This window comes from Psychroserpens sp. XS_ASV72, assembly GCF_041224425.1.
Classification (GTDB): domain Bacteria; phylum Bacteroidota; class Bacteroidia; order Flavobacteriales; family Flavobacteriaceae; genus Psychroserpens.
On sequence record NZ_JBGFGL010000085.1, the window covers coordinates 360,476 to 383,107 of the forward strand.

Below are 22,632 nucleotides of genomic sequence, written 5' to 3' on the forward strand. Positions count from 1 at the left end.
GAGGATAAAAAAATACTAACTAATATTTATTTCTATGTCAACTACTCTTAAACCTCACCAAAGAGAACTTTGGGGACAGCCAATAGGGCTTTATATTTTGTTTTTAACCGAAATGTGGGAACGTTTTTCCTACTACGGAATGCGAGCTTTATTGGTGCTTTACATGACAGCATCTACATTGGGAACCGATGACAGAGGTGCTGGTTTGGGTTGGACTAATCAGGAAGCGTTGGCGCTTTATGGTTGGTATACCATGTTGGTTTATGTCATGTCCATTCCAGGAGGAATGATAGCCGATAAACTTATTGGTCAGAAGAAAGCAGTGTTATTAGGTGCCATAGTTTTATGTCTGGGACATGGTGTTTTAGTGCTCACTGATATTTGGGCATTTTATACTGGTTTGGGATTAGTGATTTTAGGTGTCGGACTATTAAAACCGAACATTTCAACGATGGTTGGTGGTCTTTATAGAGAAGGTGATATCAGACGGGATAAAGGCTTTAGTATTTTTTATATTGGAATTAATCTTGGTTCGCTCTTGGCTACTATTATTGTTGGATTGGTTGTTGCAGAATGGGGTTGGCATGCTGGTTTCGGATTAGCAGGTGTTGTAATGTTACTTGGATTGGTCAATTATTTAGCAGGTCAAAAGTATTTAACTCAAGTCGGTAACTTTGAACCACCTAAAGCAGATGACGTAAACGAAATCTCATATGGAAAACTTTATGGTAAACTATTTACCTCCTCGACACAATTAGTAATTACAGGATTGTTATTGTTAGTGTCAGCCTTTGGATGGTACAAATTAGGTTGGGGTTACGGACTTTTATTTGTGTTCCTTACAGCAGTGATCGCATTATTGATGATGATTTATAAAGAATTGAATACCCAAGTTTACAAAGATCGATTTATGGTATTGCTTCTTTCATTTATAATGGTAATTGTATTTTGGGGTGCTTTTGAACAAGCTGGCGGACTGATGAATTTGTACACAGAATCAAAAGTAGATAGAGTCCTTTTTGGTTGGGAAATACCTACAGTGATGTTCCAGAGTTTAAACGCTGGATTCATTATCATATTTGCAACTCTTGTAGCTTCTGTATGGGCTAAGCGTAAACTTAAAGGAAAAGAAGGATCTTCCATTTTTAAAATGGCAGTTGGTATTATCATTATGGGCTTCGGATTCCTGTTTATGGTATTTGCAGCAATGGAATTTGAAAGATCTGGAACGTCAAGCATGATATGGTTGGTGTTGGCCTATTTATTCCATACCATTGGTGAACTGTGTTTATCTCCAGTAGCACTATCCTTTATAACAAAATTAACTCCTGTTAAATATGCCTCTTTAATGATGGGTGTGTATTTCGCTGCAACAGGTCTTGGAAGTAAAGTTGCAGGAATTGTAGGTGAAGCGGCTTCAGACTTTGGAGAATATACCATCTTCTTAGGAATTTTAATATTTACAGTCATAATTGGTACCTTGTTTATCATGTTGTTAAAACCACTAAAACGTTTAACGCATGGTGCTGAAGATAACGAACGTGAAATGCATATTAATGAAACCGAAGGTTTTGAACTGGCTGATGCAGATTTAAATAACTAAAATTATATATTAAAACCCTTGTTAAAATTATTTTTTCAAGGGTTTACTTTATTCTAACTAAACGTCTCTTTTATGAATACTGATATCGAAAATCTATTTAAAGATAAAGTCATTGGGCATCCAGCAGGTCTATTTGTGATCTTCTTTACTGAAATGTGGGAACGCTTTTCCTTTTACGGAATGAAAATACTCTTGGTATTGTTCTTAACAGCACCTTTTCTTAGTGATAATCCTGGTTGGGAATGGTCTCGTGAAAATGCCTTGGCTCTTATTGGAACATATTCATCGCTACTATACCTAACTCCTATTGTAGGTGGTTGGTTAGCCGATAAGTTTATGGGTTACAAATGGGCAGTTATCGTAGGTTGTTTTATTATGATGCTAGGGCATGCTGCGATGGTATTTGAAACGACTTGGTCTTTATATTTAGGTTTGGCCTTATTGGTTATCGGAACAGGTTTCTTTAAGCCAAATATGACTTCCATGATTTCTGAAATGTATAAAGGAAAGGAGTCTAAAAAGGATGGTGCCTATACAATTTATTACATGGGTGTTAATGCTGGTGCGTTTTTTGGAATGATGTTATGTGGATATTTAGCTGAAAATATTGGGTGGAGTTACGGATTTGGATTGGCAGGAATTTTTATGCTTGGTGGATTGATTCAGTTTTGGTTGGCTAAGGATTTATTTGGTCAGATAGGTGAAAAACCTTCAAAAGTACATGAAGTTGAGTTGCCTCAAAATATCAATGAGGAAAGTCCAAAAGAGCACATAGTTGATGGTTCTGATGAAAAAGCCAATCCGTTTACAACTTTGGATAAGGTCTTGATTGCATTATCGTCAATTGGAGGTTTGTTGTATTTGTTTAATGATCCACTATCCAAGATAGGAAATATGAATGTTTTACCTTTTAATTTAGGAGGTCTTGATGGATCAAATGTTGTAGTGTTAACTGCTTTAGCATTATTCTTAATTTTAATTATATCGCGTATTTCGCGTTATTCAAGAATCATTAGAGATCGTATTATTGCCGTCTCTATTTTTGGAATATTCACAGTGTTTTTCTTTGCTGCATTCGAGCAGTCTCTGGGATCAATGACCTTGTTTGCTAGAGATTACACAGATCGACTTTTGGAAGGCTCTTCGGCCACTATTTTCAAGGTTATCGATGCTATTTTAACGGTTGTTCCATTAGCCATTATTACATGGGTATTGTACTTGTTGTTTAAGAAGACATTTTCAAAGATTCCTTCATCTAATATTGTCTTGGCGTTAACTTTTGTATTCTTATGGTTTGTAGTAGGATATAAGCTGTTTAATGAATTTAGTAAAGATGCTACTGAAGTTGGTGCTTCTTGGTTTGGGATATTAAACTCTTTCTTTATCATCACCTTGGCACCGTTATTCTCTAAATGGTGGGAAAGTAAATACAATCCGAGTGTCGCCATGAAGTATGGTATCGGACTTATTTTACTTGGCTTAGGTTTTGGAATCTTAGTATTTGGAACTATGAACATTCCACAAGGAGCCAAAACGGCTTCGGTAAGCATGATATTTCTGATATTAGCCTATTTATTTCATACCATGGGTGAGTTGTGTATTTCTCCTGTTGGATTATCGTACTTAAGTAAATTGGTGCCTGGTAGAATGATTGGCTTTATGTTTGGAATCTGGTATTTGGCTATTGCCATTGGTCAAAAAGCTGCAGGAACTATGGGAGGTATGATTGACAAGATTACTGAAGAATATTCATTAAGTACATTTTTCCTGATTTTTACTTTGGTTCCAGCTGCAGTAGGTGTAATTTCGATGTTATTGAATCCAATATTGAAACGTCTGATGCATGGTGTCAAATAACGAATAAATCGTTAAAATATCCCAAAAACTAATGCTTTTGGCTCATTTTTTGTAAGTTAGAAACAGAAATTGCAACAAATCACAAATGAAAAAAATAACTTATTTACTCGTTTTTGCACTATTGCTTTCGGTCAATAGTTTTGCTCAACTACAGGAAATCAATTGGATGACTTTAGAAGAAGCCATTGAACTACAAAAAAAGAATCCTAAGAAAATTATGATGGACGTCTATACCAAATGGTGTGGGCCTTGTAAAATGCTCGATAAGAATACGTTCAAAAATGAAGATGTAGTAGCCTATGTTAACAAAAACTACTATGCGGTTAAGTTTGATGCAGAAGGTGATACGACTGTTAGCTATGATGGTAAATCCTTCAGCAATCCAAACTATAAACCAGAATTAGCTAATAGAAGAAATGGTGTACATGAATTAACGCGTTATTTAAGAGTAAGTGCGTATCCAACAATTGTGTTTTTTGATGAAAATGCCAAGGTCATTTCTCCTATTCGTGGATACCAAAAACCACAACAAATAGAATTGTATCTCAAACTATTTAATGGTGATGATTACAAGTCAATGACCACGCAAGAGGATTTTAATGCCTATTACAATGCATTTAAACCTCAGTTTAGACAATAAGAATTACTAATCTTTTAAGATTAAGGCTCCCTTTTCACCTGTATAATGGAAAGGGAGTTTTTCTTTTAAGCAGGTCTGTCTCCAGCGATCAACATAAGATTTGTAATTACTGCCATCTGCGATAATTAATTGTGGACGGAGTGAGTCTATAATGCGTTTGAGGTTGATTTTTGGTGATTGTCTTAAAAGAAGAAACTTGGGTTCAAATGAATTTAAATTATAAACACCTAAACTATCAATTATCAATAAATTTCCTTTTGGTGTTTTGTACACATTTTTGAGACTATTGAAAGATACAGAATCTATAAAATGTTTTAAGTTAAATGGCTTATATACTATAGAAATATCATCTATTTCACCTTCATCGTGTGAGAGACTTAAATGACTTTCTTTTTTATGCCCAAGAACGGTATGCCTACTTTTATGAAATATGACATACCCTTCAAAGTTATTATGGTGCTTAGTGAATATATAAGCCGATTGAACCAAAATCACGCATATCAGAAAGGCTTTGATCGTTTTTATTTGGAATGTATTGAACATGTGATAGGTACTTGCCAAAAGGAGATAAAAACAACAAAGATGAATAAGATTAAATGAAATATCACGAATAATGAATTGTTCTTGTTGTGATACCCAAGAAACTACAGCATTCATGTATCGAATGAGACTTCCAAAAATAGCTCCAATAATTTCCGGAAGGATGTTTAATAACGATAGGGCAATAACTAATAGTCCAAACCCTAAAATCAACCCCAAAAATGGAATAATTGCCAAATTAGATATGAAAAACAGTGCGGGAAATTGATGGAAATAGTATAAGCTTATAGGTGCTACTCCAACTTGTGCAGCTATGGTAACCGTTAAGATTTGCCAAAAATAATTAACGACTTTAAATTTTGGTGACCAAATTTTTTGTAATAAAGGTTGCATACTTACTATTGAGAATACAGCAGCATAACTCATTTGAAAACCCACATCAAAAAGAAACATAGGTTTTACCAAAAGGAGAATAAATAAAGAAATGAACAAAGTGTTGTATATGTTTGTTGGTCGTTTTAAGTTCATGGCAATAGCAACCAAACTAAACATTGTTACAGCTCGCGTGACAGAAGCTGATAATCCTGCAATAACAGCGAAACTCCATAAGAGTATTAAGATAGAACAAATTTTAATGGTTTTTCCTTTCCTTAAACGCTCCAAAGGTTTTAGAATTTGATTTAATATGAATAAGATAATGCCAACATGCAGGCCTGACACAGCTAGAATATGAATTGCTCCAGCTTCAGCATACCTATTATAAGTTTTAGCATTCATATCTTGTCTTTGTCCCAAAAGAAGAGCATTGATGATGCCCAATTCATCGGGATGAAACCCAAAAGCATTTAATCTTTTGTTTATCGTCCTGCGAATTATATCTGCATAACCCAATAACGTATACCTTTTGGAAGGGATTTGTTTAATTAATTTGATCTCAGAATAAAGTTGATGATAGATATATTGTTTTTTCAAATAGGCTTTATAATTAAACTGATTTGGATTTAATGGATTATTGATAATCGAAAGTTTACTTTGTAGTAAAAGGATATCATCAACATAAAATGGAGTTTTTAAGTCTTCTTTTTTTACTTGAAGTAAGATTTTTCCGCTGCAGGTTTTATGGTTAATGGAAATCAGTTCAGCTATATATTTTTCATTGTAAATTGAAGGTTTTAGGCGTTCTCTAATCTTAAGATGAAATAGTTTGGGTTCAGTATTGATCGTAATGTGCTTGGAATAATGATTTGAAAATTGTTTTTGATCATGCAAGTTGTAGGTTAAGGCACCAACGCATATGCTGGTTGCTAATACAGAAATACCAAATCCAAGACTGCGTTTAAATTGCCGATTGGCAATAATGTTCAAAACTATAGATGCCGTAAAACAACCTATGGTGGCAATGGTTAACTCTTTTCGAGTAAAGGAAATATAATGCGAAGCGCTTATGCCTATTATGATACATAGGGTAAGCTTGATAATTGAAAAATTTAAGGTTCTCACACCTTAAATATAGTAAATATTCTATATGTAGAAAATAATCTAGATTACACGTCGTGCTTGTACATAGGCCAAGTACCAATAGCGCTCTGATAGATTGGAGGTGATAACACCACGACTTGTTGTAGAGTGGATGAATTCTACAAAACCAGGTCTGGCTTTTGTTACGATCCCAACATGGTTGACATTACGACTGTTTTTACGGGTTGCAAAAAACAAAAGATCGCCTTCTTTTACCTGTTTTACATCAATCCACTTTCCAGTACTTTTTAAATCAGCTGTAGTTCTGGGAAGGCTTATATTCTCTTTTTGAAAAGCAGTAACTACTAATCCTGAGCAGTCCATACCTCGTTTTGTAGTACCACCATATTTATATTTGGTGCCTTCAAAAGTTTGGGCATATTTAATAATATTCTGAATGGTTTTCGAAGTAACCGGATGATGAGACTCAGTTTTTGATTTACTTACTTTAGAAGTTCTTTCTTTTTTCGTTTTGATGCCTTTGGAAGAATTACAACTACCGAGGCTTATAGATAATATTAGAAGTAGGACTATTTTTTTCATTTCATCAAATATCTGCTAAAATATAAAAATGAAAACTTTTATAATTGGAAGTGTCATTGGGTTTTCAACAAGATTATTTACAACTTTCAAATATTAGCTTTGCAGCCTTGTCACTTGCACCTTTACCTCCAAGTTTTTTCTCCAGGTCATAATAATCAATGAATAATTGGATGCGCTTGTCATCACTTAAAATAAGCTGTAATTCTTTTTTGAGGCGTTTGTAATTGAGTTCGCTTTGAATCAATTCTGTTACCACTTCACGATCCATGATAAGGTTTACCAATGAAATATATTTAAGGGTTATGATACGTTTCGCTATTTGGTAAGAAATGGCATTGGCTTTATAGCAGACGACTTGTGGTACTTTGAATAAGGCAGTTTCAAGTGTTGCTGTGCCAGATGTCACTAATGCTGCATGAGAAACACTTAAGAGGTCATAGGTCTTGTTGCTTACAAAAGCAACGTTTTCATTCTTCATGAACGACTTGTAAAAACTAAAATCTTGATTTGGAGCACCAGCAATCACAAATTGATACTCTTTAAAATCATTTACAACACTCAACATGACACCAAGCATTTTTGAGATTTCCTGTTTTCTACTTCCTGGTAAAAGTGCAATAATAGGTTTTTGTCCAAGCTCGTGAGCTTTTCTAAACTGATGTTCATCTACTTGAGTTCTGTCTGATATGGCATCAATTAAAGGGTGACCAACAAAGTGGACATCGTAATTCAAGTCTTTGTAGAATGATTTTTCAAAAGGTAAGATGACATACATGGCATCAATATCACGTTTGATTTTTTTAACACGATTTGCTCTAGAAGCCCATACTTGAGGAGAGATGTAGTAATGTGTTTTAAACTTTTTCTCTTTAGCCCATTTGGCTATTCGCAGATTAAATCCGGAATTGTCAATAAAAATGATAACATCAGGTTGGTATTCTTCTATGTCTTTTTTGCAAAAGGAAATAAGTCCGAGAATTTTTTTTAGGTTAAAAATCACTTCGGCAAAACCCATAAATGAACGGTCTTTGTAATGGGTGACCAAAGTACCACCTACAGCTTGCATCAAGTCACCTCCCCAAAATCTGAATTCAGCATTTACATCTTGTTTCAGTAATGCTTTCATCAAATTGGAACCATGTAGATCGCCAGAGGCCTCGCCAGCTATAATGTAATACTTCATTTATGTAAATCTAATGATTAATGTAATGATAGCTACAATAATGGTTGCTATCAATACACCTTTTGCACGTTGCTCTTTATTGGTGTTAATGAAAAAGAAAAATGCTGCTAAGTTCAATAATGCACCAATGCTTACCAGTTTGGTAAAAACCCCTTGAGCCAAAGCGATATTTAAGGAGTCTCCAATGGAGCTTCCAGTGCCAAAAATCAGTAATGAAAGCAGTAACCCAATGATGCTGGCAACAAACCCAATAATAAGTCCGATATATAAGTCTTTGTTAGTCTTCAAAATCCCAAGTATTTAAATATTGAATGCTGTGATGCGCTGTTAAATCGAATTGAATTGGTACTACAGAAACATAGCCATTTTCAAGAGCCCATTCATCGGTATCCTCACCATGATCTAAATTGACAAATTTTCCGGTGAGCCAATAATATTCCCTTCCTTGTGGATTGGTACGTTTATCGAACTCTTCAACCCAATTTGCTTTGGCTTGTCTACAGATTTTAATGCCTTTAATATCTTTTTTATCAAGCTTTGGAAAATTAACATTGAGAACAGTACCGCTGTCAAGGCCTTGCTTAAGTACATTTTCAGTAACGCTCTTGATATAGGTTTTACAAGATTCAAAATTGGCGCTCCAATTATAATCACATAGAGAAAAACCAATAGCTGGAATACCTTCAACTCCAGCTTCAATGGCAGCGCTCATGGTACCAGAATAAATAACATTGATTGAAGAATTAGAGCCGTGATTTATACCAGAGACACAAATATCTGGTTCTCGCCCTAAAATTTGCCTAACAGCCAATTTCACACAGTCAGCTGGTGTTCCAGAGCAACTGTATTCCTCTTGTGGGCCATTATCAATCACGACTTTTTCAACATGTAAAGTTGAATTAACGGTTATGGCATGACCCATACCACTTTGAGGACTATCAGGTGCTACTACTACCACATCACCAATCGTATTCATAACCTCAATTAAGGTCCTAATACCAGGTGCTGTGATACCATCATCGTTTGTAACTAAAATCAGTGGCTTTTTTGACATTCATTCCAATTTTTGACTCATACAAAAGTACTGAAACATGCTTGAAATTCCTATAAATAGAGGTTTAACAAAAAATTAGTAGCGCTCAATTTTAATGGCATGGTTTTTTCTGTTACTTTAGTAGAAATAAAAAACTATGTAATGGCTTTTATTAGCTAACACTAATGAAAAGTCAATGTTTACATAAACCCATTACTATGAAGAATATTATGCAAAGGAATTATAAACTATTGCTTTTGGTCCTGCTTTTGGCTTTTGCTTCTTGCAGTTTTACCTCAAAAAAGTTCGATGACCCAAGTAAGGATAAATTATTAATACAATTAGTGTCTTACATGCTTGAAGAAGGACACTTTAATCCGCAAGAGTTAAATGATGATTTTTCAAAAGAGGTTTTTGATGATTATCTAGAGCAATTAGATCCATTCAAACGTTATTTTTATGCTTCCGACATTAAAGAATTTGAAAAGTATAAAAATGATTTAGATGATCAAATTAAAGACTATGATGTGTCATTTTTTGATTTGACCTATAACCGATTGGTTCAAAGAATTGAAGAATCTAAAGTAATCTACAAAGAGGTGTTGTCACAACCTTTTGATTTTACAATAGATGAAGAATACTCCACACAGTATGATCAATTAGAGTATGTTAAAAATAAGAAAGAGCTTAAGGAACGCTGGAGAAAACAATTGAAATTTTCTACCATTGCCAATTACGATGACTTGATTAATGAACAAGAACGCGATTTGGAATTAGCAGCATCTAAAGATGGAGATATCCAAAGCAATAATGAAGTTCCTGTTAAGAAATCGCTTGTCGAACTTGAGAAAGAGGCTCGTGAATCTACACTTAAATCCTTGAATGAGCTTTATGAGTATATTGATGATAGACAAAGACAAGATATGTTGTCTGTTTATGTCAACGCCATTGTTGGTGAGTACGATCCACATACGTCTTATTTTGCACCTGAGGATAAAGAAAGATTTGATACAGATATTTCTGGAAATTTTGAAGGCATTGGAGCGCGACTCCAAAAGAAAATGGATGTGATTACCATTATGGAAATCATTACTGGCGGACCAGCATGGCGACAAAATAAATTAGAAGTTGGCGATAAGATTTTAAAGGTGAAACAAGAAGACGAAGAAGAAGCGCTTAATGTTGTTGGAATGCGTACCAGTGATGCTGTTAAATTCATTAAAGGGCCTAAAGGCACTAACGTAACATTGACTGTCAAAAAGGTAGATGGTACGATTGAAGATATTACCATCACCAGAGATGTTGTTGAAATGGGAGAAACGTATGCTAAATCATCTACTGTCATTAAAGATGGAAAAAAATTCGGTATTATTGATCTGCCTAGATTTTATGTCGATTTTGACGATGTAAACAATAGAAACGCTGCTTCAGATGTCAAAAAGGAAATAGAACGTTTGAAGGCCGACGGAATGGAAGGGTTGGTTATCGATCTTAGAAATAATGGAGGAGGTTCTTTGCAAACCGTTATTGATATAGCTGGCTTTTTTATCAAGGAAGGTCCTGTAGTTCAAGTAAAGACATCGAGAGAGCCTAAAGAAGTTCTGAAAGATAGAGATCGTTCTATTGTTTGGGATGGTCCTCTTGTAATTTTGGTGAATGAATTTTCAGCTTCAGCTTCAGAGATTTTAGCTGCAGCTATGCAAGATTACAAAAGAGGAATCATTATAGGAAGTAAGCAAACTTTTGGAAAAGGAACGGTTCAAACGGTATTCGATTTGAATAGAATGGTTCGAAACAATACCAATGGTGATATGGGAGCACTCAAATTTACCATTCAAAAGTTTTATAGAATTAATGGTGGTTCGAATCAATTGGAAGGGGTTAAAAGTGATGTGGTCATTCCTAACCGTTATAGCTACATTGATATAGGCGAAAAAAATGAAGATAATCCGTTGCCATGGAGTAAGATTGAATCGGCAGATTATCAAGAATGGGATAGCTACTTTGACTATGAAACCACAATTGCAAAAAGCAAGGCTCGTATGGCTAACAACGAACAGTTAAAACTAATTGATGCTAATGCGCAATGGCTTAAAAAAATGAGAGATAGAGAAATGTTCTCATTAAATTATGAAGCCTACAAAGCGCAGTTGGATGCCAATGAAAATGAAGCGAAACGTTTTGACCAACTAGATGATTACTCTACTAGTTTAACGTTCCAGTCATTACCTTATGAGTTGGGTCTTATGGAAGAGGATTCAGTATTGAAAGAAAAAAGAGAACGTTGGCATAGTAGCCTCAGTAAAGATGTATATATCGAAGAAGCATTGAATGTGCTTAACGATTTAAAGATGACCTACGGAATAAAGAATAAAGTAGCTACTTCTGTAAAAAATTAATATGAGTAACCAAAGTGACTCATTAACTCAATTGGCGCTCCAAAAGTTTAAGAAAAACTTTTGGGGCGTTTTTAGTTTTTGGCTTATAGTTCTCATTGGATTAATTTCAATTTTTGCCTATACCTTATCGCCAGACAACTCTAAAAATGCTAACCAAATGCATTTGTCTATACACTCCAAATCACCTGGTTTTAAAGTCATGTTGTTAAGAGTGCCTTCAGAAGAGGTTTCGCAGCAAAGTATGATGTCAAAACTGTTTTTTGGGACTTCAAATCTGGAATCTGAGATACCTATTAGTAATCACGAAATTAGCGAAAGTGAGATTTACTACACAGAGTATGCATCAGATGGTTTAATTGGCGAAACAAAATCACTGCCACTAAATCATTTTCCAAATAGTGATCCGAAGCCTTTTCTATATGAAAAAACATTTGTTTTTGGAACGGATAAATATGGAAGAGATTTATTGAGCAGAATTCTAGTTGGATCTCGAATTTCTTTTTTCATTGGTTTTGTAGCGGTTTTTATTTCATTAATCATTGGAATCGCTATGGGAAGCTTGGCAGGTTACTATGGTGGCAAAGTGGATGCTATTATCATGTGGATCATAAATGTAACATGGTCCATACCTACATTGCTTTTAGTGATTGCCATTACCTTGGCGTTGGGAAAAGGATTTTGGCAAGTGTTTATTGCTGTCGGACTTACCATGTGGGTTGAAGTTGCTAGAGTGGTAAGAGGGCAAATAATAAGTGTAAAACAAATGCAATACGTTACGGCAGCTAGAGCTTTAGGATTCAATGATTTTAGAATTATCACAAAGCATATTCTACCAAATATAATGGCGCCAATCATCGTTATTTCTGCGGCTAACTTTGCAGCGGCAATCTTAATTGAAAGCGGATTGAGCTTTTTAGGTATTGGTGCTCAACCTCCTATGGCAAGTTGGGGAGCAATGATAAAAGACCATTACAATTATATCATACTTGGGAAACCTTACTTGGCTTTAATTCCTGGTCTTTGTATTATGATTTTGGTTATGGCTTTTATGCTGGTTGGTAACGCTCTTAGAGATGCTTTAGATGTAAAGGCTTAACGTAACCAATGCGATAAGTCCCTTTGAGTTAATTTCTCGATTTTTTCAATATCGTTTTTGCAATTATTTAGGATGTATTCTCTAGTGCTTTCCAACAATTGTGGTTTTTTGTGAATGAAATTTGGATTGATGTAGTTTTTGAGAATTAAGGCTGCTTTTTTTAACCTTTCCAGAACTGTTTTCGGATTGTCATACTTGTAATGTAACAGTTTTTTATCGTTACTCTTATTGATATTCAATACAGACAAATCTACTTCAAATGGTTGAAGCTCTAAAAAGCGAAAAACCTTATTGGTCACTTTGTTGGGATTTGAAATGAAATCGCCAAAGAACAAGAGTAAAATATTAGAAAGTCCAAACGTTTCAATATAAGGCTCAATTTGCATGGCATATTTTCCTGTATTGATATAGTGATCATCTGTCATTAAGGCTTTATTGATGTCATCATTGGTATCATAGCCTCTATTGTAAGCATGTGTGTATTGGGAAACGATGCGTTCAATAGGATGGCGCATGATATATATGATTTTCATCTCAGGATTATATTCATAAATATCACTGTATATGTTGAGATTGCAATGTGGATATTTTGAATAATTTGTAGAGCCTTCTCCATAAAGCTTTGACTCTTCATTAAATAAGGAATGGTAAGAGTCCAAATGATTTCTCCAATCGGTCTTGTCAAAAAATTGAGGTTCTTTAGGATTGCTGAAACAAATATCAGGATGTTGCGAAATACAAGAACTTAGACTTGTGGTAGCAGATTTTGCGGCTCCAATAAGTAAAAAGTCTACCTTCACGTTCCGAGGGATTTTCGCATGGCGTTAATTTCAGAATTAGTACTGTCAATAAATTCCAATACCTCTTCTCTACCAATATCTTTTGAAGAGGAGGTCACAAAATAAGGAGGAAGAGCCTCCCAACTTTTCAAAAACTCTTGGCAATATAAATCGACATGCCGTATAATGGCATTTGGTTTGAGTTTATCAGCTTTGGTGAATATAATTGAAAATGGGATTTCTGAAATCCCTAGGTATTCCATGAATTCTAAATCTATTTTTTGAGGCTCGTGACGAATGTCTACTAAAACAAAAGCAGAAACAAGTTGAGCTCTTTTCTCAAAATAATTAGTAATGAATTTTTGGAAGCGCTTTTTTGAGCTTTTTGAAACTTTGGCGTAACCATAGCCAGGTAAATCGACCAAATACCAATTCTTGTTGATCAAAAAATGATTGATCAATTGTGTTTTTCCTGGTTTTCCAGAGGTCTTTGCTAAATTTTTGTGATTGGTTAGCATGTTGATCAAAGAGGATTTGCCAACATTACTTCTGCCGATAAATGCATATTCAGGCAAGGTGTTTTTCGGACATTTTTCAACGTCAGAATTACTCATTACAAATTCAGCTGTTTTTATAAGCATAAGATTATTCCTTAAAAAGGACTACTTAGAGATGACGTGTTTTAAGCCAAGTATATAGAATTTCGTTAAATTCATCAGGATGTTCCATCATCGCAGCATGCCCACATTTGTCTATCCAGAATAAATCAGAATCAGGTAAAAGAGAATGGAATTCCTCTGCAACATCAGGTGGTGTGACCGTGTCATTTTTACCCCAAATAATGCAAACGGGTAGCTTCATTTTTGGTAAGTCTTTAGACATATTATGACGTATGGCACTTTTAGCAATAGCTAAGGTTTTTATGAGTTTGTTTCGATCATTAACTGTTTCGTATACTTCATCAACTATCTCTTTTGTAGCAACTTCAGGATCGTAAAAAACCTCTTGAGCTTTTTTCTTGATAACCTCATAATCACCTCGCTTGGTGTAACCGCCACCCATAGCGCTTTCGTAAAGTCCCGAACTACCAGTAATAATAAGCGCTTTTACTTTTGATGGAAATAATTTTGTGTGATACAGTCCAATATGTCCTCCGAGTGAATTTCCTAATAAAATAACTTCATCGAAACCTTTAAAATTGATAAAATCATGGAGGTAGTTCGCAAAGCTCTTAACGTTGGTTTTCAGTAAGGACATGGTGTAAATTGGCAACTCGGGAATTAAAACCTTGTAGCCTTTCTGACTGAAATAGGAGGTAACTGCATCAAAATTACTAAGTCCGCCCATGAGACCATGAAGCACGATGATAGGTGTGCCTTCTCCAACTTCGATATAACTGAATTCTTTTTCCTTCTTTAAGCGATGCGTCATTAATTAAGGTCATTTAGGTCAAAAACAAATATAGGTATTTCAATTAAAACAATCTCAACATAATTCATCGAAACTTATGTGTAGCAAATGAGATATTAACAGTGGTTTTGGGACAATAATCTGATTTGTTTATTAATCTGATTTTTAAATTATTACGACTTTTTTTTTAGTGCTTTGAATCTCATAAAAATGGCCTCAACGGAAAATTTATCAACAAAAGTGGGTTAAAGTGGTAAGAAGTGGGATTTTTTTCAATATATTTGAATCTTAATCGTTAGTTGTAGCAAAACAGTGAGTTTGAATCCGTTAATAGGAACATACGAATGCAAAGTAGATGCCAAAGGAAGGTTAATGCTTCCTTCTGCAATGAAAAAGCAATTGCATCCAATGTTGCAAAACGGCTTTGTTTTAAAGCGAGCTGTTTTTCAACCGTGTTTGGAACTGTATCCAATGAGCGAATGGGAAGTGCTGATGCAGAAAGTAAATAAGCTCAATCGATTTAAAAAGAAGAATAATGATTTCATACGTCGCTTTACGGCAGGTCTAAAAGTGGTTGAAGTTGATGCTGCTGGAAGGCTGCTGATTCCAAAAGATTTAATGGCGTTTTCGGGTATCACAAAAGAGATTGTTGTGGCATCTGCAATCAATATTATTGAGATTTGGGATAAGGATAAATATGAAAAAGCTATTGATGATGCTACTGGAGATTTTGCCGATTTAGCTGAAGAAGTTATGGGACAAGATGATAGCGATGATGTATCATAATCCAGTGTTGTTAATTGAAACTGTTGATGGGTTAAATATCAAGCCTGATGGAACCTATGTTGATGTCACTTTTGGTGGTGGTGGCCATAGCAAGGAGATACTAAAACGTTTAGGTCCAAAAGGAAGATTATTTGCATTTGATCAAGATAAAGACGCTCTTTTAAATGTTATTGACGATGATCGATTTCAGTTGATACATCAAAATTTTAGGTATTTGAAACGATTTCTAAGGTTTTATGGTGTCAAGGAAGTTGATGGTATTTTGGGGGATTTTGGAGTGTCATCGCATCAATTCGATGTAGCCGAACGTGGTTTTTCAACACGTTTTGAAGCAGATTTGGATATGCGAATGAATCAAGATGATAAGCTCTCTGCATTTCATGTAGTTAACCAATATGAGGAAGAGCAGTTGCGACAGGTTTTGTTTCAGTATGGAGAACTAAGGCAAGCTCCAGCTATGGCAAGAGTAATTGTGTCTGAAAGAAAAAATGGAGAAATTAAAACAAGTGAGCAATTAAAAACCGCTTTGAAACAGTTTTTAAATCACAAGAAAGAAAACAAAATCTTAGCTCAGATTTATCAAGCCATTCGGATTGAGGTTAATCAGGAAATAGAGGCTTTAAAGGAGTTTTTATTGCAAACCGAAGAAGTTTTGGTCAAGGGTGGAAGGTTGAGTTTGATTTCATACCACTCTTTAGAAGATAGACTGGTTAAGCGCTTTATAAGAAATGGATTGTTTGAAGGGGAACCTGAACGCGACATGTTTGGAAACTTTGAAGTGCCATTCAGAAAAGTAGGAAGTCTAATTGTGCCTACTGCTGAAGAGATAGCGATTAATAATAGAGCACGAAGTGCAAAACTTCGAATTGCTGAAAAACTATGAAGAAAAGCTTGTATAGCATATTAAGAGGAACATTCCTTGTTAGTGATGATGCTTTCAAAAATTGGAGACTCATCATTTTTATTTCAGTACTGGCCATTATTATGATTGCAAGTTCCCATAGTGCTGATCAAAAAGTATATGAAATCGCACGATTGAAAAATGAAGTTAAAGAACTAAGATCGGCATTCGTTGATGGAAGATCAAAGCTGATGAGGCTCAAAATGGAATCGACCATTACAAAAAAAGTAGCAGATAAAGGAATCAAGATTTCAGAGATTCCACCAAAAAAGATAAAAGTTAAAGCACAATATTGAAAAATACGTGGCAACAACCGAGACCAACATATTGAACAGATTGTATTTCGTGGCTGGATGTATGTTCGTCTTCGCTCTTGCTGTTGTGTTTAAGTTGTGTACGATACAGTTTATTCAAGGGGAAGATTATAGGGATTTAGCTGAAGAAAGCTTGATTAAAAACCATGAGATTCCAGCCAATAGAGGAAATCTGTATTCTGCAGATGGGAGTTTGTTGGCTACTTCAGTACCAAAATATGATATCAGGCTAGATGCCATCCAAGCCAAGCAGTCCACTTTTAATGAATATATTAAACCTTTGTCAGATTCATTGGCTAAGTACACTGGAAAACCTTCAAGCTATCATCAAAATACGATTACAAAAGCGAGAAACAATAAGAACCGCTACTTTCTTCTAGCCAGAAACATTAGTTATTCGGATTATATCAGATTGAGGAATTTTCCTTTACTGGAGTTAGGAGCTATTAAAGGAGGTTTGATAGTTGAACAAACAACCAGACGTGAACATCCTATGGGTGGAATAGCGGAAAGATCAATAGGTTATGAACGTTTTGATGAAGATGGTAACGTAAGTAGAGCTGGTATTGATGGTGCTTTTGGGGAAAAATATTTACGTGGTGAAAGTGGAAAACGTTTGAAGCAAAAGATTGGAAATGGCCAATGGAAACCAATTGTAGATTACAATCAGGTAGAGCCTAAAGATGGTTATGATGTATATACCACAATTGATGTCAATATACAAGATATCGCACATCATTCCTTGTTAGGGCAGTTGGAAAAGTATGAAGCAGAGCATGGTTGTGCAGTCGTTATGGATGTCAAGACAGGAGAAATAAAAGCCATTACCAATCTGGCTAAAACCAAAGAAGGTACCTATTATGAGAAACGAAATTATGCCGTTTGGGAATCCCATGAGCCAGGTTCCACATTTAAAGTAATGGCTTTAATGGCGGCTTTGGAAGACAAGGTCATTGATACGTCGACTATAGTTGATACTAAGTTGGGCTCAAAGCGTTTTTATGGCCGAACTATTAGAGATTCAAAAGGACATGGAAAAATTTCAGCAGCTAAAGCTTTGGAAGTGTCCTCTAATATTGGTTTGGCTTCAATTATTGATGAGCACTACTCAGATCAGCCTAAGAAATTTATCAACCGATTAAAAAATTGGCACCTAAATAAAACCATTGGTATTTCAATACAGGGTGAAGGAAAGCCTGTAATTCCAGAACCAGGAGATAAGATTTGGAGTAGAAATGCATTACCCTCTATGGCTTATGGTTATAATTTAAAAATGACGCCGTTGCAAGTGTTGACATTTTACAATGCTATCGCTAATAATGGTGAAATGATCAAGCCGCGATTTATTAAAGCGGTTAAAGAATTCGATCGTGAAATCGAAACTTTCGATAAGAAAGTGATTCACCAGAAAATTTGTTCAGACAAGACCTTAAATGAAATTAGGGAAATATTGAAAAATGTAGTCCTGAGAGGAACTGGGAGTAGAATGTATTCTGAAAATTTTTCAATGGCTGGAAAAACTGGTACAGCTCGAACAGAATACTGGATGGATAACTGGTCTGAAGACCGTCGCTATATTTCATCATTCGCTGGTTACTTTCCTGCTGAAAACCCAAAATACTCTTGCATTGTAGTGATACATAAGCCTAGTACTAAAGTTGGTTATTATGGTGCTGATGTATCTGGACCTGTTTTTAAACGTATCGCACAGAAAATATACACTGAAACACCTTTAATTGATGAAGTTGAAACACTAGAAATAGTGAACCAAAAAATAGATGAGGGTTATGAATCCTATTACGATATAGCCAATACATATAAAACGATCATGCCAGATGTGAGAGGTTTGCCTGCAATGGATGCCTTAGCGCTTCTTGAAAATATGGGACTTAAGGTCAAACTCAATGGTGCAGGTGTGGTTAAAGCACAATCTATAGATAAAGGCGTAAAGGTAAAACCAAATCAAATAGTGGAGTTAACAATTTAATGGCGCAGCTAAAAGACATATTGTATAAGGTAAATATAAATGCTGTTGTTGGTAGCACTAGTGTTTCTGTTGATTCTATTGAGTTTGATTCTAGAAATGTTAGTGATAATACTGTTTTTGTTGCTATAAAAGGGGTAACTATTGATGGTCATGATTTTATTGATAAAGCTATTGATGCTGGTGCTACAGCTGTCGTTTGTGAGGTGTTGCCAAGTAACTTAAGAGCTGAGATTACATACGTTGAAGTGGCAGACACTTCTACAGCCTTAGCATTTATGGCTTGTAATTTTTATGACAACCCATCTTCTAATTTACGATTGGTTGGTGTGACAGGAACAAATGGGAAAACCACTGTAACAACATTGCTTTATCAGTTATTTAAAAAGGCTGGTTATAAAGTAGGCCTATTGTCAACTGTAAGAATTATGGTAGACAATACCGAATATAAGGCAACGCATACAACTCCAGATTCACTAGCGATTAATAAGTACTTAAAGCTAATGAACGATGAAGGTGTTGAGTTTTGCTTTATGGAAGTGAGTTCTCATGGAATCCATCAAAAACGCACTTTAGGGCTTCATTTTGAAGGTGGTGTCTTTACGAATTTATCACATGATCATTTAGATTATCATAATTCATTTGCTGAATACAGGGATGTTAAAAAATCCTATTTCGATGACTTGCCAAAACAAGCGTTTGCATTGGTTAATATAGATGATAAGAATGGTTTGGTAATGCTACAAAATACAGCTGCCAAAAAATATACCTACGCTTTAAAAACGTATGCTGATTATAAAGCCCAAATACTCGAAAATGAGTTTAGTGGTTTGCTTCTGAAACTTAATGAGAGTGAATTATGGACGCGCCTCATAGGAAGTTTTAACGCCTATAATGTTTTGGCCATATATGCAGTTGCAGATCTTCTCGGACTCGAAAAAGTTGAGATTCTTAGACTGATCAGTGAGTTGGAAAGTGTTAGTGGTCGCTTTCAATATATGATTTCTGACGATAAAATCACTGCGATTATTGATTATGCCCATACACCTGATGCCCTAAAAAATGTATTGGAAACTATTAATAGTATCCGAACCAAAAATGAAACCCTTATTACGGTCGTAGGATGCGGTGGAGATCGCGATAAAACTAAACGACCTAAAATGGGACATATAGCTTCTGCTCTTAGTGATAAAGTCATTTTTACGAGTGATAATCCGAGAACAGAAACACCTGAGACTATCATTGAAGATATTGAAAAAGGTGTTGAGCCACAAAATTTCAAAAAAACACTTTCAATCACCGATAGAAAACAAGCTATTAAAACAGCTTGCCAAATGGCTGGACCAGATGATATCATCCTGATTGCAGGAAAAGGTCATGAAACCTATCAAGAGGTTAATGGTGAACGATTTGATTTTGATGATTTTAAAATCGTTGGAGAATTTTTAAAACAGTTGCAAAAGTAAGATGTTGTATTACCTATTTGATTATTTAGAACAACAATTCCAATTTCCAGGAGCATCACTCTTTGGGTTTATCACCTTTAGGGCTGCTGTTGCTGTAATTCTTTCGCTACTGATATCAACAATTTTTGGAAAACGTATCATCCGTTTTTTACAAAGACAACAAGTTGGTGAAACCATAAGGGATTTAGGTCTTGAAGGACAGGTTGAAAAAGCAGGAACGCCAACCATGGGAGGCATTATAATTATCCTAGCAACGCTAATTCCAGTTCTCTTGTTAGCCAAACTTGAAAATGTTTACATCGTCTTATTGATCGTAACAACTGTTTGGATGGGAACGATTGGATTTATAGATGACTATATCAAAAAGTTCAAAAATAACAAAGAAGGCCTTAAGGGTCGGTTTAAGGTTCTTGGTCAAGTAGGACTTGGGATTATCATTGGTGCGACTTTGTTCTTTCATAAAGATGTGACAATCAGGGAAAAGTTACCTGTAGCCCAACAACAAGAACTATTGGCAGAAAATCCAGAAACCTCAGCCTCCAATCTTTTTGAAGCTGAAAAGAAATCAACCAAAACAACCATTCCATTTGTAAAGGGGAATGAATTTGATTATGCCGATTTGATTACTTGGATTAATCCAAATCTTGAAAAATATGCGTGGCTGATTTTTATAATAGTTGCCATTTTCATTGTCACAGCTGTGTCAAATGGCGCAAATCTTACAGATGGCATTGATGGACTGGCAGCAGGCTCATCAGCAATTATCGCATTGACCTTAGGCATATTTGCTTGGGTATCTGGTAACATCATATTTTCTGAATATCTCAATATCATGTATATCCCAAAGGTAGAAGAGATTACAATTTATATCGCTGCATTTGTAGGAGCCTTGGTTGGGTTCTTGTGGTATAATGCCTATCCAGCACAGGTGTTCATGGGAGACACAGGTAGCTTAACTATTGGAGGAATTATCGCAGTGATTGCCATAGCAGTTAGAAAGGAATGGCTAATTCCATTACTGTGTGGGATTTTCTTAGCGGAAAATCTTTCTGTGGTGATGCAAGTAAGCTATTTCAAGTATACGAAGAAGAAATTTGGTGAAGGCCGTCGCATTTTTAAAATGTCGCCTTTACATCACCACTATCAGAAATCAGGTTATCACGAAAGTAAAATAGTGACCCGATTTTGGATTGTTGGGATTTTATTAGCGATTCTGTCCATCGTGACGCTGAAAATACGATAGATGAAACGGCTAGTAATTCTTGGTGGAGGAGAAAGCGGTTTAGGAACAGCGCTGCTAGGAAAAGCTAAAGGATACAATGTATTTGTTTCCGATAGCGGACAAATAAAGAAAAAATATAAAGACGTTCTTACACATAATGAGATTGAATTTGAGGATGGATCACATTCTGAAAACCAAATACTGAATGCCGATTTAGTGATGAAAAGTCCTGGCATACCTAACAAAGTGTCTTTGATAAAAAAGATAAGAGCCAAGGGTATTCCAATAGTTTCAGAAATTGAATTTGCATCTGGTTTTACTAATGCAACCTTGGTCGCTATTACTGGAAGTAATGGAAAAACGACAACATCGAGTTTAATATATCATCTCCTTAAACAAGAGTTGGATGTTGGTCTTTCTGGAAATATAGGAGATAGTTTTGCAAAACAGATTCTTGAGCATGACTATAAAAACTACGTGCTAGAGATCAGTAGCTTTCAATTGGATGATATTATTCAATTCAAGCCTAAGATAGCAGTATTGCTAAATATCACACCAGATCATTTAGATCGCTATGACTATGTCTTTGAAAACTATATCGCATCAAAATTCAGAATAGCAGAGAATCAAACAAAAGATGATTATTTCATCTATGATGCTGATGACCAAGTGATCACATCTTGGTTGGAGAAGCATCCCATTCAATCCACATTATTGCCTTTTTCACTTAAAAAAAAGATTGAAAATGGAGCGTATTTAGACAAACAAGAGATTAAAATAACAATAGATAACAACCAAATTATTATGCCGACAGGAAACTTAGCATTAGAGGGAAAGCACAACATTAAAAATGCCATGGCTGCTTCAACAGTAGCACATTTACTAAAGATTAGAAAACAAACCATCAGGGAAAGCCTTGAGAATTTCCAAGGAGTGGAACACCGTTTGGAGCATGTGCTAAAAATTAATAAAGTGCAATATATCAACGATTCAAAAGCTACTAACGTAAATGCCACTTACTATGCGTTGGAAAGTATGGATGCGCCAACCGTTTGGATTGTTGGTGGTCAAGACAAGGGTAACGATTACCAAGAGCTTTTCCAGTTTGTAAATGAAAAGGTAAAGGCAATTATTTGCTTAGGAGTAGATAATCAAAAGCTACTGGAAAACTTTGGAGGCATGGTAGATGTAATCGTAGAAACACAATTTATGAGTGAAGCGGTTAAAATAGCCTACAAAATAGCTGAAGCGGGAGATAATGTGCTCCTGTCGCCAGCCTGTGCTAGTTTTGATCTATTCGAAAACTATGAAGATAGAGGACGTCAATTCAAAGAAGCCGTTAGAAATTTATAAGAATA

Annotated in this window: 20 protein-coding genes; 12 read left to right on the plus strand and 8 right to left on the minus strand. The window is 35.4% G+C overall.

Annotated elements, in window-relative coordinates; all coding sequences use genetic code 11:
• Positions 1-34 precede the first annotated feature (34 nt).
• The 3 genes from AB9K26_RS15190 (at position 35) to AB9K26_RS15200 (ending at position 4,100) form a co-directional block, all read left to right on the plus strand.
• Positions 35-1,603: a peptide MFS transporter gene (locus AB9K26_RS15190; protein WP_369973425.1), complete on the plus strand. Its 1,569-nt coding sequence runs from the start codon at positions 35-37 to the stop codon at positions 1,601-1,603.
• Positions 1,604-1,675: 72 nt separating this feature from the next.
• The gene (locus AB9K26_RS15195) at positions 1,676-3,460 is read left to right on the plus strand and encodes a peptide MFS transporter (RefSeq protein ID WP_369973426.1); all 1,785 of its coding nucleotides are present in this window, start codon (positions 1,676-1,678) and stop codon (positions 3,458-3,460) included.
• Positions 3,461-3,545: 85 nt separating this feature from the next.
• On the plus strand, positions 3,546-4,100 hold the full coding sequence (locus AB9K26_RS15200) for a thioredoxin family protein (RefSeq protein WP_369973427.1): 555 nt from the start codon (positions 3,546-3,548) through the stop codon (positions 4,098-4,100).
• 6 nt (positions 4,101-4,106) lie between these two features.
• On the opposite strand, the gene AB9K26_RS15205 is transcribed toward AB9K26_RS15200, so the two are convergent.
• From AB9K26_RS15205 to surE, 5 genes are all read right to left on the minus strand, one after another.
• Positions 4,107-6,140 carry a ComEC/Rec2 family competence protein gene (locus AB9K26_RS15205; protein ID WP_369973428.1) on the minus strand — a complete coding sequence of 678 codons (2,034 nt, stop codon included), beginning with the start codon at positions 6,138-6,140 and terminating at the stop codon, positions 4,107-4,109.
• A 39-nt stretch (positions 6,141-6,179) separates the two neighbouring features.
• Entirely contained in the window at positions 6,180-6,701 is a 522-nt protein-coding gene (locus tag AB9K26_RS15210; protein WP_369973429.1) for a C40 family peptidase, read from the minus strand.
• 73 nt (positions 6,702-6,774) lie between these two features.
• A complete protein-coding gene (gene lpxB, locus AB9K26_RS15215) occupies positions 6,775-7,884 on the minus strand; it encodes a lipid-A-disaccharide synthase (protein ID WP_369973430.1) in 1,110 nt (369 codons plus the stop codon).
• Entirely contained in the window at positions 7,885-8,172 is a 288-nt protein-coding gene (locus AB9K26_RS15220; RefSeq protein WP_369973431.1) for a hypothetical protein, read from the minus strand.
• Entirely contained in the window at positions 8,162-8,938 is a 777-nt protein-coding gene (surE, locus tag AB9K26_RS15225) for a 5'/3'-nucleotidase SurE (protein WP_369973432.1), read from the minus strand. The genes AB9K26_RS15220 and surE overlap by 11 nt, the downstream gene beginning before the upstream one ends.
• Before the next feature lie 209 nt (positions 8,939-9,147).
• On the opposite strand from surE, the gene AB9K26_RS15230 reads away from it, so the two are divergent.
• Together AB9K26_RS15230 and AB9K26_RS15235 are read left to right on the plus strand one after the other, a co-directional pair.
• The gene (locus AB9K26_RS15230; protein ID WP_369973457.1) at positions 9,148-11,316 is read left to right on the plus strand and encodes a carboxy terminal-processing peptidase; all 2,169 of its coding nucleotides are present in this window, start codon (positions 9,148-9,150) and stop codon (positions 11,314-11,316) included.
• A gap of 1 nt (position 11,317) precedes the next feature.
• Complete coding sequence (locus AB9K26_RS15235) at positions 11,318-12,412, plus strand: ABC transporter permease (protein ID WP_369973433.1); 1,095 nt, start codon at positions 11,318-11,320, stop codon at positions 12,410-12,412.
• Here the strand turns inward: AB9K26_RS15235 and AB9K26_RS15240 are convergent.
• The 3 genes from AB9K26_RS15240 to AB9K26_RS15250 are packed head-to-tail and all read right to left on the minus strand — an operon-like array spanning position 12,409 to position 14,622.
• A complete protein-coding gene (locus AB9K26_RS15240) occupies positions 12,409-13,212 on the minus strand; it encodes a sulfotransferase (RefSeq protein ID WP_369973434.1) in 804 nt (267 codons plus the stop codon). The two genes, AB9K26_RS15235 and AB9K26_RS15240, sit on opposite strands and share 4 nt — an antisense overlap.
• Positions 13,209-13,832 carry a ribosome biogenesis GTP-binding protein YihA/YsxC gene (yihA, locus tag AB9K26_RS15245; protein ID WP_369973435.1) on the minus strand — a complete coding sequence of 208 codons (624 nt, stop codon included), beginning with the start codon at positions 13,830-13,832 and terminating at the stop codon, positions 13,209-13,211. The genes AB9K26_RS15240 and yihA overlap by 4 nt, the downstream gene beginning before the upstream one ends.
• A gap of 25 nt (positions 13,833-13,857) precedes the next feature.
• Positions 13,858-14,622: an alpha/beta fold hydrolase gene (locus AB9K26_RS15250; protein ID WP_369973436.1), complete on the minus strand. Its 765-nt coding sequence runs from the start codon at positions 14,620-14,622 to the stop codon at positions 13,858-13,860.
• Positions 14,623-14,919: 297 nt separating this feature from the next.
• On the opposite strand from AB9K26_RS15250, the gene mraZ reads away from it, so the two are divergent.
• From mraZ to murD, 7 genes are all read left to right on the plus strand, one after another.
• On the plus strand, positions 14,920-15,387 hold the full coding sequence (gene mraZ, locus AB9K26_RS15255; RefSeq protein WP_369973437.1) for a division/cell wall cluster transcriptional repressor MraZ: 468 nt from the start codon (positions 14,920-14,922) through the stop codon (positions 15,385-15,387).
• Entirely contained in the window at positions 15,374-16,270 is an 897-nt protein-coding gene (gene rsmH / locus AB9K26_RS15260) for a 16S rRNA (cytosine(1402)-N(4))-methyltransferase RsmH (protein WP_369973438.1), read from the plus strand. Before mraZ ends, rsmH begins: the two co-directional genes overlap by 14 nt.
• Positions 16,267-16,584, plus strand: coding sequence for an FtsL-like putative cell division protein (locus AB9K26_RS15265; protein WP_369973439.1), 318 nt, complete (start codon positions 16,267-16,269; stop codon positions 16,582-16,584). The genes rsmH and AB9K26_RS15265 overlap by 4 nt, the downstream gene beginning before the upstream one ends.
• A 61-nt stretch (positions 16,585-16,645) precedes the next feature.
• Complete coding sequence (locus AB9K26_RS15270; protein ID WP_369973458.1) at positions 16,646-18,589, plus strand: penicillin-binding protein; 1,944 nt, start codon at positions 16,646-16,648, stop codon at positions 18,587-18,589.
• Entirely contained in the window at positions 18,589-20,052 is a 1,464-nt protein-coding gene (locus AB9K26_RS15275; protein ID WP_369973440.1) for a UDP-N-acetylmuramoyl-L-alanyl-D-glutamate--2,6-diaminopimelate ligase, read from the plus strand. The genes AB9K26_RS15270 and AB9K26_RS15275 overlap by 1 nt, the downstream gene beginning before the upstream one ends.
• 1 nt (position 20,053) lies before the next feature.
• Positions 20,054-21,295, plus strand: coding sequence for a phospho-N-acetylmuramoyl-pentapeptide-transferase (mraY, locus tag AB9K26_RS15280; RefSeq protein WP_369973441.1), 1,242 nt, complete (start codon positions 20,054-20,056; stop codon positions 21,293-21,295).
• Entirely contained in the window at positions 21,296-22,627 is a 1,332-nt protein-coding gene (murD, locus tag AB9K26_RS15285; protein WP_369973442.1) for a UDP-N-acetylmuramoyl-L-alanine--D-glutamate ligase, read from the plus strand.
• Positions 22,628-22,632 lie beyond the last annotated feature (5 nt).